12 protein-coding genes and 1 pseudogene are annotated in these 12,899 nt (G+C 60.7%); 8 read left to right on the plus strand and 5 right to left on the minus strand.

Annotated elements, in window-relative coordinates; all coding sequences use genetic code 11:
- Positions 1 to 3 precede the first annotated feature (3 nt).
- Positions 4 to 345, minus strand: coding sequence for a DUF4873 domain-containing protein (locus tag DFR67_RS23525; protein WP_110471917.1), 342 nt, complete (start codon positions 343 to 345; stop codon positions 4 to 6).
- Between the two features lie 133 nt (positions 346 to 478).
- Between DFR67_RS23525 and DFR67_RS23530 the strand changes: the two genes are divergently transcribed.
- The 5 genes from DFR67_RS23530 (at position 479) to DFR67_RS23550 (ending at position 6,014) form a co-directional block, all read left to right on the plus strand.
- Entirely contained in the window at positions 479 to 1,447 is a 969-nt protein-coding gene (locus DFR67_RS23530) for an AurF N-oxygenase family protein (RefSeq protein ID WP_110471918.1), read from the plus strand.
- A 158-nt stretch (positions 1,448 to 1,605) separates the two neighbouring features.
- Entirely contained in the window at positions 1,606 to 3,129 is a 1,524-nt protein-coding gene (locus tag DFR67_RS23535) for a flavin-containing monooxygenase (RefSeq protein ID WP_110471919.1), read from the plus strand.
- 41 nt (positions 3,130 to 3,170) lie between these two features.
- Positions 3,171 to 4,040, plus strand: coding sequence for an SDR family NAD(P)-dependent oxidoreductase (locus DFR67_RS23540; RefSeq protein ID WP_110471920.1), 870 nt, complete (start codon positions 3,171 to 3,173; stop codon positions 4,038 to 4,040).
- The gene (locus DFR67_RS23545; RefSeq protein WP_110471921.1) at positions 4,037 to 5,107 is read left to right on the plus strand and encodes a ferredoxin--NADP reductase; all 1,071 of its coding nucleotides are present in this window, start codon (positions 4,037 to 4,039) and stop codon (positions 5,105 to 5,107) included. The genes DFR67_RS23540 and DFR67_RS23545 overlap by 4 nt, the downstream gene beginning before the upstream one ends.
- The gene (locus tag DFR67_RS23550) at positions 5,097 to 6,014 is read left to right on the plus strand and encodes an alpha/beta fold hydrolase (RefSeq protein WP_110471922.1); all 918 of its coding nucleotides are present in this window, start codon (positions 5,097 to 5,099) and stop codon (positions 6,012 to 6,014) included. Before DFR67_RS23545 ends, DFR67_RS23550 begins: the two co-directional genes overlap by 11 nt.
- Positions 6,015 to 6,095: 81 nt before the next feature.
- On the opposite strand, the gene DFR67_RS31235 is transcribed toward DFR67_RS23550, so the two are convergent.
- A complete protein-coding gene (locus DFR67_RS31235; RefSeq protein WP_230461868.1) occupies positions 6,096 to 6,236 on the minus strand; it encodes a hypothetical protein in 141 nt (46 codons plus the stop codon).
- A gap of 15 nt (positions 6,237 to 6,251) precedes the next feature.
- On the opposite strand from DFR67_RS31235, the gene DFR67_RS23555 reads away from it, so the two are divergent.
- Positions 6,252 to 6,845, plus strand: a complete 594-nt coding sequence (locus DFR67_RS23555; protein ID WP_425451328.1) for a TetR/AcrR family transcriptional regulator — start codon at positions 6,252 to 6,254, stop codon at positions 6,843 to 6,845.
- Positions 6,846 to 7,173: 328 nt separating this feature from the next.
- Here DFR67_RS23555 and DFR67_RS23560 read toward each other — a convergent pair whose 3' ends face one another.
- The gene (locus tag DFR67_RS23560) at positions 7,174 to 7,548 is read right to left on the minus strand and encodes a hypothetical protein (protein WP_342766753.1); all 375 of its coding nucleotides are present in this window, start codon (positions 7,546 to 7,548) and stop codon (positions 7,174 to 7,176) included.
- A gap of 877 nt (positions 7,549 to 8,425) precedes the next feature.
- On the opposite strand from DFR67_RS23560, the gene DFR67_RS23565 reads away from it, so the two are divergent.
- Together DFR67_RS23565 and DFR67_RS23575 are read left to right on the plus strand one after the other, a co-directional pair.
- A complete protein-coding gene (locus DFR67_RS23565; RefSeq protein ID WP_425451329.1) occupies positions 8,426 to 9,622 on the plus strand; it encodes an alkane 1-monooxygenase in 1,197 nt (398 codons plus the stop codon).
- 643 nt (positions 9,623 to 10,265) lie between these two features.
- Complete coding sequence (locus DFR67_RS23575; RefSeq protein WP_110471925.1) at positions 10,266 to 10,472, plus strand: hypothetical protein; 207 nt, start codon at positions 10,266 to 10,268, stop codon at positions 10,470 to 10,472.
- Between the two features lie 91 nt (positions 10,473 to 10,563).
- Here DFR67_RS23575 and DFR67_RS31240 read toward each other — a convergent pair.
- Both DFR67_RS31240 and DFR67_RS23590 read right to left on the minus strand, forming a co-directional pair.
- Positions 10,564 to 11,131 (minus strand): annotated as a pseudogene (locus tag DFR67_RS31240) (GmrSD restriction endonuclease domain-containing protein); the annotation flags it as partial.
- Between the two features lie 211 nt (positions 11,132 to 11,342).
- Positions 11,343 to 12,767, minus strand: coding sequence for an adenylate/guanylate cyclase domain-containing protein (locus DFR67_RS23590; RefSeq protein WP_245938112.1), 1,425 nt, complete (start codon positions 12,765 to 12,767; stop codon positions 11,343 to 11,345).
- Positions 12,768 to 12,899: the final 132 nt, after the last annotated feature.

Below are 12,899 nucleotides of genomic sequence, written 5' to 3' on the forward strand. Positions count from 1 at the left end.
CGGTCAGCTGTGATGTTCACTCTCTGCTATCGACTCCACGTCTTCGAGCGTGGTGGGGATGTGGTACGGCGGCCTGCTCGTGCCCGTAATGCGATAGCGGTCCCAGAAATCAGGATCGCCCACGACGCACTCGGCGCGGCCCTCTGGTGTCACGAAGACAGCAACCGTGCGCCTGCCCGCGAGGAGCGTGCCGAGCGCATCATTTTTGTCGATCCTGCCGTACCAGGTGTAGAAGCCGTTGAGGGGCTGGAAATAACCTTTGATTTTCACCCCGACAGCAATCTCCTTGCCGCGGCACACCAAGGTGCCCTCGCCGGAGTAGTCCAGGTCGTGGTCGTCAGACACGTAAAGCTCACTTTCTTTACATCAAGCGTTGACAAAAGAACACACTGGCAGCGACACTAGCAGTATCGGGTACCCAGAGTATCGGGTATAAAGACGAGACTCAGCTCGGCCCGGAACACAACGGAGGTGTCACATGACCGTTCAGAATGTTGAGATCAACCCCGACGTTTCGACGGAAGGGGTTTCGCGCGTCAGTGCCCGCAAGCCCGTCGACATGCAAAGGTCTGCCGGCCGACTCCTGCGGGCGGCGGCCGAAAAGTTCTACGACGCGGAGATCGACATCGATTGGGACTCGCCCTGGGAGGAGGGAAAGTACTTCCTGCCCGAGCATCGTGTCTCGCTCTACGGCACCAAGCTGTGGGAGAAAATGAGCGATGAGAAGAAGGTGGAACTCGGGCGCCATGAAATTGTCAGCATTCTCAGCTTCGGTATCTACGCAGAGAATCTGCTCAGCTCAGCGCTGCTCCGAATGTCTGCCAAAGGTGCCCTGACAGATCAAAGGGCCCTCTACGCCCTTAACGAGATCGGCGACGAGGCACGTCACTCGACGATGTTTGCCCGGTTGATCAACAAGACGGGACTGGCGCCGTACAAGTTGCCGAAGGGGTTCTTGGGCTTCGCGAAGATTCTGCATTTTGTGCCTCTCGGCCCGTCTGTATCCGGCGCGACATTGCTCATCGAAGAGATACTCGACCGCGCTCAGCGTGAGGCGATGAATGACCCGAAAATGCAGCCGCAGCTGCGCCAGCTCATGAAGATCCACGTTCTCGAAGAGGCCCGCCACATCACCTTCGCGCGGCTGGAAATGGTGGAGGGGATGCAGCGTCGCGGACGCATCTCGCGCGCTTGGCATCGAGGCACGCTGGCGGCCATTGCGAACTTTGCGTACCCGTTGCTCATCAATCCGAAGGTGTACCCCGCTGTCGGAATCAGCCGTATGCGCGGGCTGTGGGCGCAGCAGACGAGCCCGAACTACCGCGTCAACTTGCAGTTTATGTCCGAGCCTATGATTCGGTTCTTCCACGAGGCCGGGATGATGGAGGGGAAATTCACGATGGCGATGTGGCGCGCAACGCGCAGCCTGCCCGACGATCTGCGCTAACACCCTCAGCCTGGCCCCCTCGGCCACTAGCCAACCCTCGACCCCACGTTCGGATGTCTCCGTTCGCGGGCTCGGGTGGATGACATTCTCACACCTGCGACGCGTCCCCGGCGCGTGCAGGTCCGTCTGCTGTATTTGATCAGGGAGTTTTTCACTCAATGCCGTCCTCCAACACCAAGCGCGCGGCGCGCGCCGCCACGGCGATAGACCCGGGAATAGCCGAGCCCATAATTACCAAAGTACTCATCATCGGCAGCGGATTTTCTGGCCTCGGTATGGCCGTGCAGCTCCGCCGGCGCGGCTACAGCGACTTCATCGTGCTGGAAAAGGCCGATTCTGTCGGTGGAACCTGGCGCGACAACACCTATCCAGGATGCGCATGCGACGTGCCGTCACTGATGTACTCCTACTCGTTCGAGAGCCGCGGTAGTTGGTCGAAGGTGTGGTCTTCGCAGCCCGAAATCGAGCAGTACCTGAAAGAGATCTCCAACAAGCGCGGTGTCACTCAGAAGATCCATTTTGGGCAGAAATTGGTCTCCGGATACTGGAGTGAGTTCGAATCGCGGTGGCACCTGCGTACCGAGTCGGGCCGAGAGTACATCGCACAATTCGTCGTGTCCGGTGTCGGCGCTCTGCACATCCCGAACTATCCGAATATCCTTGGGATTGACGATTTCACCGGCCTGGCATTCCATTCGGCAAAGTGGGATCACACGGTTGATCTTCAGGGCAAGCGGGTGGCCGTCATTGGCACCGGTGCCAGCGCGATTCAGTTTGTGCCGTTCGTACAGAAGGAGGCCAGCACACTCACGGTCTTCCAGCGAACCCCGGCGTGGGTACTTCCACGCAAGAACTTCGCAGTGCCGACTGCACTTCGGACCCTGCTCAGCAAGATTCCTGTTACTCGCCGCCTCGCTCGGTGGTCGGTCTACTGGGGCGCAGAGAGCCTGGCCTTCGGGCTCAACGGCCACTCCAACCTTATGCGACCAATCGAAAAGGTGGCGAAATGGAACATCGAGCGTTCTATCGCCGACCCCGAACTACGCAGAAAGCTGATGCCGTCCTACCGCATCGGATGCAAACGCATCCTGGGATCGAACGACTACTACCCTGCACTCGCCGCGCCCAACACGACAGTGATCAGTGATCGGATTGAAAAGGTCACTGCGAATTCTATCGTCACCGCTGACGGCGTGTCACATCCTGTAGATGTGATCATTTACGCCACAGGGTTCCATGTCACGGACGGGTTCGATCAACTCGCGCTCAAGGGCGCCCGAGGCGAAGACTTGCCGTCGCACTGGCACCGGACGGGTATCAACACCCACCTCGGCATCACCACCGAGGGCTTCCCGAACCTGTTCTTCCTGCTCGGGCCCAACACAGGTCTTGGGCACAACTCTGTCGTATTCATGATCGAGCAGCAGATCAAGTACATCATGAAGGCCATCGACGCCGTCGACAGTCGCGGAGCGCAGCGCGTTGATGTGCGGCCCGAGGTTCAAGAACACTTCAACAAGAACATTCAGCACAAGCTCGCCAAGGGGGTATGGACCAACGGCGGGTGTACGAGCTGGTATCTGGACTCGCAGGGTGTCAACCGTACGGTGTGGCCCGGGTTCACCTGGCAGTACTGGCGAGCGACGAAGGACTTCAAGCCCGCCGAGTACGAGATCGCCTGACAACCCAGCCGTAGGTCATCGAGAAGTGTGAGTATTCAACAGTGAGTAGTTCGACAACAGATAACTATGCGAACCAGGTCGCAGTCGTCACGGGAGCCGCTTCAGGGATCGGCCGGTCCCTTGCGCTTCAACTGGCCGCACGCGGGGCCAGCCTTTCCTTGTCCGACGTCGACGAGGTACATCTCGCGGAGACGGCGGCTATGTGCCCTACCGCACATTGGGCGAAAGTCGAGACCGCCGTGTTGGACGTGGCAGATCGTGCTGCCTTCCAGGATTACGCCGAGAGCGTCCAGTCATCTTTCGGGTGCGTGAACATGGTGTTCAACAACGCCGGCGTCGCCCTCGGCGCCGACGTTGTTGACATGTCTTGGGAGGACTTTGACTGGCTGATGGGTATCAATTTCGGCGGTGTCGTCAATGGGACGAAGGCCTTCCTGCCCTATCTCATCGCCTCCGGTGATGGTCATCTGGTCAACACTTCCAGCGTCTTCGGCCTGGTCGGTATTCCCAGTCAGAGTGCCTACAACGCCGCCAAGTTCGGTGTGCGTGGCTTCACCGAAGCGCTTCGCCAAGAGATGAAGATCAGTCGGCATCCGGTCACAGTGACATGCGTTCACCCCGGCGGTGTCAAAACCAATATCGTCAATAACGCTCGGGGTGTATCCGATATGGGGGCAGATACCGCCACCATTGCCACAATGTTCAACAACATTGCCCGGACCACTCCGGAGAAAGCGGCGTCCACCATCCTCAAGGGAATGGACAAGAAGAAGCCTCGAGTGCTGATCGGCGCAGACGCACGGGGCTTCGACTTTGTCGCGCGCGTTGTGGGACCGCGCTACCAGGACATCTCTGCGCCTGTTTCACGTGCGGGCTACGCATTGGCCCGAAAGCGGGGGATTATCAAATGACCGTCGAGCAGGAAAATCGGCCGGCCGCGACCGCGCGATCGCGGACGCTGACCGTGTCGGAGGTCGTGCAGGAGACCAAGGACTCCGTCAGCATCGCGTTCGAAGTGCCTGACGAGATTGTCGACGATTTCAAGCATCTACCCGGTCAGTTCATTACGCTGAAAATTCCGTCGGACCAGACGGGCCACGTCGCACGATGCTATTCGCTGAGCAGTTCGCCCCATGTCGATGACTTTCGCCTTGAGATCGGGGTGAAGCGCACCGCCGGGGGATATGCGTCGAACTGGTTGTGTGACAACGTCTCCGTCGGCATGGAGGTGACCGTACTTACGCCATCGGGAAAGTTCACCGCTAAGAGCCTCGACGTTGACTTGCTCTTCTTCGCCGGCGGAAGTGGCATCACGCCGGTCCTGTCGCTGGTGAAGTCAGCACTGGTATCGGGCAGTGGAGAAGTCGTCTTATTCTACGCGAACCGTGACGCCGATTCGGTCATGTACGAGCGCCAGCTTCAGCAGATCGAATCCGAATTCCCCGAGCGGTTCACCTTGGTCTACTGGCTTCAGTCCGAGAACGGGCTCCCCACATCGGTGGCTGTCGAGAAGATTATTCGAGATCACAAGGGGTCGTCGATCTTCACCTGCGGTCCTTCCCCATTCATGGATCTGGTGGAAAGGTCTGCCGCCGCCTGTGGAGTGGACCATTCGGATGTACATCGGGAGGTGTTCCAGTCACTGGCGGGTGACCCGTTTGACACCGCCACACTGCGTCGACTCAGCGACGACGAGGGTGTAGCTACGGCTACGGTTTACCTCAACGGAGAGTGCATCACCACGGAATGGCCACGTAACACACCGCTGCTCGATGTGCTGCTCTCACGAGGGCACAACGCCCCGTACTCGTGTCGAGAGGGCGCGTGCAGCGCGTGTGTGTGCAAGCTCATCGAGGGCGATGTCGAGATGGCGCAGAACAACATCCTCGTCAACGACGACATTGAGGACGGTGAGCGACTCGCGTGCCAGGCACTTCCGCTCACCGACGCTGTGACGGTGAGCTTCGATGATCTCTGACTGTCCGGGAGCTGGCCTATTGCCGGCGCGATCGCGGGAGGTTCTCTCGAGTGACGGCACGAGGTTGTTTGTCGAGGAGTACGGGCTGGGTGATGATGCGCCACTAATGGTGTTTAGCCACGGGTGGGCTTGCCAGGGCCGGTTCTGGCGACCTCAGATCGAACACTTCGCCAGCACACACCGTGTGGTGGTGTACGACCAACGCGGACATGGCTGGAGCGACCGGGGGCACTCCCAATTCTCTTCGTCGTTGCTCGGCGACGACCTTGAGGCTGTCTTGCGCGCGGTCGTCACGTCGAGTCGTAAGGCCTTGGTGATCGGTCACAGTATGGGCGGGATGTCCATCATGGGTTGGGCTGCCGAGCACCCGGACTCTGTGCTCCCCCTATCGCGCGGTGCCGTGTTGGCGAGCACTGGCCCCTCCCAGTTGGTTAGCCGATCGACGTTAATAAGGTCGCCACGTCGATTCCGCGCCACACTGGAACGGGCCTTCGCGGCTGGGCTCGCCATCGCGGGACCGGAGATGCTTGACACTCGTTTCAACCGACGGTTGGTAAAATACGGGACGATGGGTCCGCACGCGTCGGCCGACGTTATAGCGGAGTGTTCCGGCATACTATTGCGTTGCCCACCTGCGGTGCGGGGAATGTGGGGAAAGGTCCTGGCCTCCATCGACGTCAGCAAAGGAGTCGACTCACTTGCGGTGCCGACGACGGTGATCGTGGGTTCTGCCGACAAGTTGACACCTGAGGTTCATTCCACTGATCTCGCCGAACGGCTGCAGCAGCGCGGTCGGTTGCATGATCTAGTGGCGTTGCCGCAGATCGGTCACATGATCAACATGGAGGCACCGAAAGATTTCAACGAAGCGGCGGCGCGATTGGACGCAGCGACCGTAGAACGTTGACAGCGAAGTATCGATGCCTACGGGGTCACGCACATGGCCGCTGATAGCTTGCGGGCTTCCAGTAGGATAGTTTCCACAATGTCAGTCGTCCGCCGCGTTTCCTCCGCGCCATCTCAGGTACAGCGTCGGGTGCGTGATGCCCGCAGCACCCGGTGGGATGACCATCGCGTCGCAATACGAGCGGAGTTGGTCGATGCGGCCATACGGGCCATCGACCGCCATGGCGTAGGCGTGAGCATGGACGACATTGCTGCGGAGGCAGGCGTGTCTAAACCGAAGCTGTACCGCTACTTCGGCGACAAAGCGGGTCTAAACGGGGCAGTGGCGGCGAAGCTCGGTGCGTTGATGTGGGAGTCGGCGCAAGTCACAATCTTTGTTGAGCAAGATCATGCGTCTGTTGACGATATGATTCGCTCGTCGGTCCAGTCCTACGTCGCGCTGGTTGGGAAACACCCCGTGGTCGTCAGGTTCCTTATGGCGAATCACTTGTTTCAGTACTCCGGATCGGGAAATGGTGGAGTTGCTGACCAGTTGAGGTCGGTGATGGAGGTCGTCGCCGATCGGTTCACTGAGAGTCTGCAACGTATTCACTCAGATGCCTCGATCATTCCCTTGGCAGTGGCGTCCATCCTGGGTGCTGGGCTATCTGCGACTCAGTGGTGGATTGACAGCGGTCGTGAGCAAGGGGTCAACGACAGCTATTTCGCCGCACACCTATCGGAGACGACGTGGGGAATTATCAACGGCGCAGGCGCAACAGTAGGCGTTGCCTTCTCACCTGATCTGCCGTTCAGCCATCCCGGTTTCGCGTCCCGCCTCGAAGTGAACTGACCGCGTTTGCAATCAGCCAATCGCCGAACTATCCGTAATCAGTGGCCGCGCGTCACGGGCCCGGGGTGATTGTTGTCAGTCGATCGTGCAGCCCAGGGACGGCGAGCGTTTGATACGGCGAACAGCGTACCCGGCAGCATAGTGGACCCGGAGAGGCCGGCGGCGGGAATACAGAGCCAGCGGACACGCCGGGCCAACACCACATAGCAGACCCTCGCCCCGGTAGAACTGCAACCGCGACGGTCGAAAATTTATGAGCGGAAACAGCGAAGCTTGACAAGTAGATACTTCACTGCCTGCTCAAGCAGTGTAGTCCGCGCGGTCACTTTCAGGCTCGGACGATTCGACTGCCGAGGAAACCAACGTATGCGGCCAACCCGACCAAACCGCAAACGCGGGTCGGGCTGTTTGAGATGGCCAGGCCGATCATGGTCTCGCTTGCACCGTTCGCATAAATCCATTCACGCGTGTTCTCGGGAAATGCAAGCTTGGTGATCGATTCGAAAGCCTGCGGAAGAACAAGATGCGCCAGCCCTGTTCCCGCGATTCCGAAACCGATCAATTTCGGCAACACCGTCGCCGTAGCCCTTCCTGTCTTATAGGCCGTTTTCGCCGTCACCACCGCCGGACTCTTAGACGCAACGGCCGCAACGACACGTCCCGTCTTCGGCTTTCTGCTCCACTGATTTTCGGTGTTTTTCAAATTTCCGCTCCCTCTAGTCGCGATTCTTATCTAAGCCCAGTCAGAATTGTTGCCGACCTGCACCCCGGAGTTACCGCTACCGTGACAGAGATCTAAAACACCCGACCACAACCCCGGTGGGCTAACCCAACCAAAGCGTGATTCAGCCCTTCGTTTCAGTGCGCTTCGCCGTTTCAAAGCGACCGTGCGGCCATGCATGATGCGTTCCAGAGTCGGGAATCGCCCATTTTTGGAGGCTCGATTGGTTGGTTTCCGGCTTCTGCTAGAGCTGGATTTTATGGTAGTCGGCTATCTCGGTTTCGACCAGTAGGCGGTCTCGTATTCGACGGTTGATGTGTCCGATCTCGCCGTGTAGGCGCAATGGTTGAGACACCAGATGTATTTGTGCACAGCGATCTTAAACGTCATCGACCCCGGGCCATTCATCTTTCGGGCGCATCGATGTATTGGCGGACACACTCGGCCTTGAGTAGAGAGTCGAACGCCTGGGGTCCGATCGCTGGGTCGCGCAGTTTGATTCCACGAAGCTAGTGCTTCATCGCCTGGCCCCAGGAAGGCTTTCACTTTCACTTGACAAACACATAGGAACCCGGGAGTGTCGGATTAACGGTGGATCACCCTGCAGCAAAACTAACCGACACCAAGGCCCAGATCCACCGTTAATCTGCCACTCCCGTATCGGAGATGCTGTGTTTAAATTGCGCAACAGACGATTAGTGGAGAATTGCATTTGGTGAACGGCGAGACGGACTGAAAGCGGCCATTGCGGGTGAACCAGTCCTGACGTCGAACAACCGGGTTTTGGGGTATGCAGTTCCGCGGAAGGGATCCGTAAGTGTGAAGACGCGTGAAGATTGCGGACGAGGTGGCTGTGCTGATGCACCACACCAAGCCCAGAGCTGAAGTCGAGGACCGGGGTATGTCGGATACTCGGACTTGGAAGGACCCCAAACGTCACCTGTGGCCGCTGTGTCTACTCGTGCCTGCCGGGCCGTTCATCGCGTGCCTGCTGGCGAACAGTGTGTCGGGGTTGCTCTGGGGTTTCGGTGGTTACCTGCTCCTCGTGGTCGTCCCACTGCTCGACCTGATCCGGGGGCCCGACCGTGCCGGACCGCCGGATGATGCGGTGCGGACGTTGTCGGCGGACCGGTACTACCGGTGGTGCACCTACATCTTCGTCCCGCTTCAGTACGCGGGCCTGTTCTTCGGGTTCTGGTGCCTGGCCTTCGCGGACATGACCAGGGGTGAGCGCGTTGGCCTTTCGATCACAGTGGGCATGAGTGCCGCAATCGGTATCAACGCCGCTCACGAGTTGGGCCACAAACGCGAGAAACTGGAGCAGGGCCTGGCCAAGATCGCGTTGGCGCAGTCGGTGTACGGGCACTTCTACGTCGAACACAACGTCGGCCACCACGTGAAGGTCGCAACCCCTGCAGATCCGGCGAGCGCGCGATTTGGCGAGTCTTTGTTCGCGTTCTATCCCCGCGCGCTGTACGGAGGACTCGTCTCGGGTATCGAGCTCGAAACCGCTCGTCTACATCGTCAGGGCCACCGATTCTGGAACTGGCGCAACACAATTCTCCAGTCCTGGTCGGTGAGTGTTGCGATTGTCGTCGTCATCGTCGCAGCCTTCGGGTGGGCGATGCTGCCCTATTTCGCGCTGCAGGCGGTCATCGGCATGCTTGTACTCGAAGCGGTGAACTACATCGAGCACTACGGATTGCTTCGAATACCCACTGCCGAAGGAAGATTGGGAAAGGTGCGCCCTGAGCACAGTTGGAATGGTGACCACCTTGTCAGCAACGTCGTTTTGCTCAACCTGCAGCGGCACTCCGATCACCACGCGCGCGCCGCAAGGCGGTACCAGGCCCTTCGTAGCTGCAGCGAGGCCCCTCAACTTCCCGCGGGCTACGCAATGATGGTGGTTCTGGCGTTCTTCCCCCCGCTGTGGCGCAAGGTGATGGATCCCCGCGTGCTCAGCCACTACAACGGCGACCTTTCCAGGGTGAACGTTCACCCGCCCAAGGCCGACAAAATCGAGCAGCGCTACGGCGGCGCGTCAGCCGAGGGCTAGTGTGGTTCAAGGGAGGGGTGGCGACGCAATATTGTCAGTGGGGGTGAAGTGCCTGGAAGTAAACGCGGCCGCCCGCCTGGGCCCAGGGTGGACCGGGCGGTTCGGCGGGAAGCTGTCATTGATGCCGCTGAGCTTGAAATCGGCGAACATGGGTCCAATTTCGGGTTGAGCGGAGTGGGTGAGCGAATGGGGTATGCCCGTTCGGCGTTGTATGCAAAAGTGTGAGGAAAAGTTGTTGCGGTGTCGACTCCACACGTACGTTCTCGCGGAATCACTTTCGACCAGGGCGCGCGCCCCGTCCCACTTAAGCGCCCAGCCAGTCCCAGATGGGGCTTCGCCCAGGGTGGCGAGCATCGGATTCGGAACAGGCGGCACCCGTTCAGGACGCCCCGCCAGCAGTAATGGCACACGTACTGCGGTCCGGCCACGATGCCAGTCAACAGGTGAGGCGCAACGACAAGTACAGGTGCTGGCGCGACACCCGCAAACACGCCGGGTGCCTTGCCCTAGAATCAGTGCTGGGCACGACGCCATAGGAGTGTAATCAGGGGTTGATGACTGCGATCTGGTCGTCGAACGCTCCTCCGATGGTGGCAGTGTGCCGAACCCGGTACACCGAGCCGAGCACAGGAGGTTATTTTCAATGGGTGGAATTGCCGACAAGTTCGACAAGGCATACGAGGAAAAGCCGATCAGTGAGCTCGCTGGCGCCCCCGTCGAGGCGCTCCAAGGTGTGAGCCCGGGCGATGCCCAGCACCTCAAGGACGCGTTCAACATCAAGACCGTGCGCGATCTGGGCACCAACAAGTACTTCCTGTGGGCCCAGGCAGTCGCCAAACTCGCCGATTAGCCAACTTAGACAACGAAAGCCGCGACCCTCTAGCAGAGTCGCGGCTTTCCGTCTGTCAGTGACCGGCACGGTGTGGGCCTGTCGGTGAGGGTCAGGTCTCGCAGGCCACGCCGTCACCGTCGCGATCGAGTTTGCTGCTGTACCCGGGTTGGCCGGCATAGATCGGGAGCCCCAGCCGCCCGGACTGCGGCGCAGTTCGCGTACGACACCGACGGAGGATCAGCAGGGTCCTCCGGGGCTACCTCTGCCGGCGCGACAGGGTCTGGTGTGGGGGAGGGCAGCGGGGTCGAGGTTGGCGGGCGAGGAGCATTCGCTGCCTGGCCGCGGCCGACATTGATAGTCGCCGAGGTGGCCCCACAGCCAGCGAGGACTCTGGTGATGGCGTTTTTTCAGCCTGGGTGACCCACAATTGGTAGGTGGCTTTGACCTCGACCTGGGGGAGACGTAGGTGCAGCGGTAGGCATCACTCGGCGGCAGCCAGGTCGCCGCATCCCCGGCGCCCATTTGCTGGTTGATTGGGCCGTCGGTGGCCTGCAGGTTGCGGGGATCGTTCGCGAAATCGGACGCTGAGTGGGGGAGAGCTGCTGGGCGCCCTTCTGCCAGGCATCCGACAACGCGACTACGTGGTCGATTTGCACTGCGCTCGACGAGTTGGACCCTGTGCTCAATGGGGCTCAATCCGGCTTGATCGTCCCCATCGTCATAGTCATATACCGGGGAAATCGAACCGTCGTAGGTTCGGGTGCTGAAGGCGTCGCGCTGTGGTTGGCGACCGTGGTGACGGGAAACCCGGCGCCAAGGTTTGCTTCGACTTCCCGACCAAGAATTCCATGCGCTGTCGGTCTCGATGCAGGTTGCGGGGGATTGCGGTCAGTTCCCGGGTGGGATGCTTTCCCAGGTTTGTGTCGGCAGGGTTCGTCCTCTGAGGGAGCAGTCGCCGTGTGGTGTCCAGTATTCGCGTTCGGGTTCGCTGGCGGCTCTGATGACGGCGTCGCTGGCGAGGATCCGTCCCCGCGCGTGTTTGGCGAGTTCGGTGAGGCGTGATGCTTCGTTTACCGCGTCGCCTATGACGGTGTATTCCAGGCGCTGGTCGGTGCCGAGGTTTCCGGCGAAGACGGGGCCGGTGGCGAGTCCGATCCCGATGTCGAGTTCCCCATGAGCCAGGACGCGGTCGCGGATCTGCCGTGCGGCGTGGAGTGCGGAGTCAGCGGCATCGGCTCGGGCGACGGGCGCCCCGAAGATGCAGAGTGCGGCGTCTCCCTCGAATTTGTTGACCAGCCCGTGGTGGCTCTCGGTTGCCGCGATCACTTCTGCGAGGAGGCGGTTGAGCTTGTCGACGAATTCTTGCGGTGAGATCTGGTGGGCGAGTGCCGTCGAATTGGTTACGTCGACGAACAGTGCTGTTATCTCCCGGATTTCGCCGGTCAGGTCGGCTCCTCGGTCGAGTGCGCGTTGCGCGACGTCTCTTCCGACGTGCCGTCCGAACAGGTCGCGCAATCGGTCCTGCTCCTGGAGTCCGCGGACCATGTCGTTCACGGTGGATTGCAGTACCCCGATTTCGCTGCTGTCGTTGACGGGCACGCGCACGTCGAGCCGGCCTTGCCCGATGCGGCGGAGTGCACCGCGCATCTGGTGGATCGGTTGTGCGACGGCGCGGGCCAGCAGTGTTTCCGCGAGGGCTCCGGATACGAGTCCGAGGGCGGCGAGGTAGGTCGCGGCGCGGATGCGGTCGGGCGGTGCCGCATCTGGATAGTGCAGGAGCGCGATGGCCGCGGCCAATGGCAGCGCGGAGGTTAGCGCCCAGGTCAGGATGAGCCGGGAGATGACTGACGTTCGTGGTGGCGCGTGTGGGGTGTCGACGGCCAGGATCGTGGCCATCACTGGACGGAGTGCACGTTCGACGAAGAGGTAGTTGTATCCGACGGTGGCAAGTCCGCCCAATGTCATGAGTAGGGTTCCGCCGAGGGCCTCCCAGACGGGCAGGAGCGCGAAGGCCGAGCCGGACATCGCGAGGATGCCCCCGGCCCACAGAGATCCGATGAGGACGGTGGACTCGGTGGGCAATCGCAGGGTGTGGCGGGCGTGGTCGGGTGTCGGCGCAGAGGAGGTGTCCAGCCACCCGAGGCTGCGTCGACGCAGGGCGAGGACGCCGCGAACTGCGGTGAGCAGAGCCACGACCACGTAGACCGCCAGGATCTGCAGAAGCGTTCCGAGCTGGGCGCCGAATCGGTGCGGTGCGCCGCCTAGAACGATCAGCAGCGCGACGACGACGGCCCCGCCCACGCTCGAGCCCACGGTCAGCAGTGGTAGACCCCACTTCGTGCGTAACAGCACCGGAACTGGCCGGGCCGCATTGTGGGCTTCTGGTGGGTGTGGCCGCCCGGGGTGAGGACGGGCACTGGTGGTGTGCCGCATTACCGATGCATC

This window comes from Williamsia limnetica (assembly GCF_003217475.1).
Classification (GTDB): Bacteria; Actinomycetota; Actinomycetes; order Mycobacteriales; family Mycobacteriaceae; genus Williamsia; species Williamsia limnetica.

Bases quoted from the DNA above. Each gene is read 5' to 3' on its own strand.
- DFR67_RS23555 (WP_425451328.1), top strand. From the start codon at position 6,252: ATGGACGACATTGCTGCGGAGGCAGGCGTGTCTAAACCGAAGCTGTAC.
- DFR67_RS31235 (WP_230461868.1), bottom strand. From the start codon at position 6,236: ATGGCGGTCGATGGCCCGTATGGCCGCATCGACCAACTCCGCTCGTAT.
- DFR67_RS23550 (WP_110471922.1), top strand. From the start codon at position 5,097: ATGATCTCTGACTGTCCGGGAGCTGGCCTATTGCCGGCGCGATCGCGG.
- DFR67_RS23575 (WP_110471925.1), top strand. From the start codon at position 10,266: ATGGGTGGAATTGCCGACAAGTTCGACAAGGCATACGAGGAAAAGCCG.
- DFR67_RS23545 (WP_110471921.1), top strand. From the start codon at position 4,037: ATGACCGTCGAGCAGGAAAATCGGCCGGCCGCGACCGCGCGATCGCGG.
- DFR67_RS23530 (WP_110471918.1), top strand. From the start codon at position 479: ATGACCGTTCAGAATGTTGAGATCAACCCCGACGTTTCGACGGAAGGG.
- DFR67_RS23535 (WP_110471919.1), top strand. From the start codon at position 1,606: ATGCCGTCCTCCAACACCAAGCGCGCGGCGCGCGCCGCCACGGCGATA.
- DFR67_RS23565 (WP_425451329.1), top strand. From the start codon at position 8,426: ATGCACCACACCAAGCCCAGAGCTGAAGTCGAGGACCGGGGTATGTCG.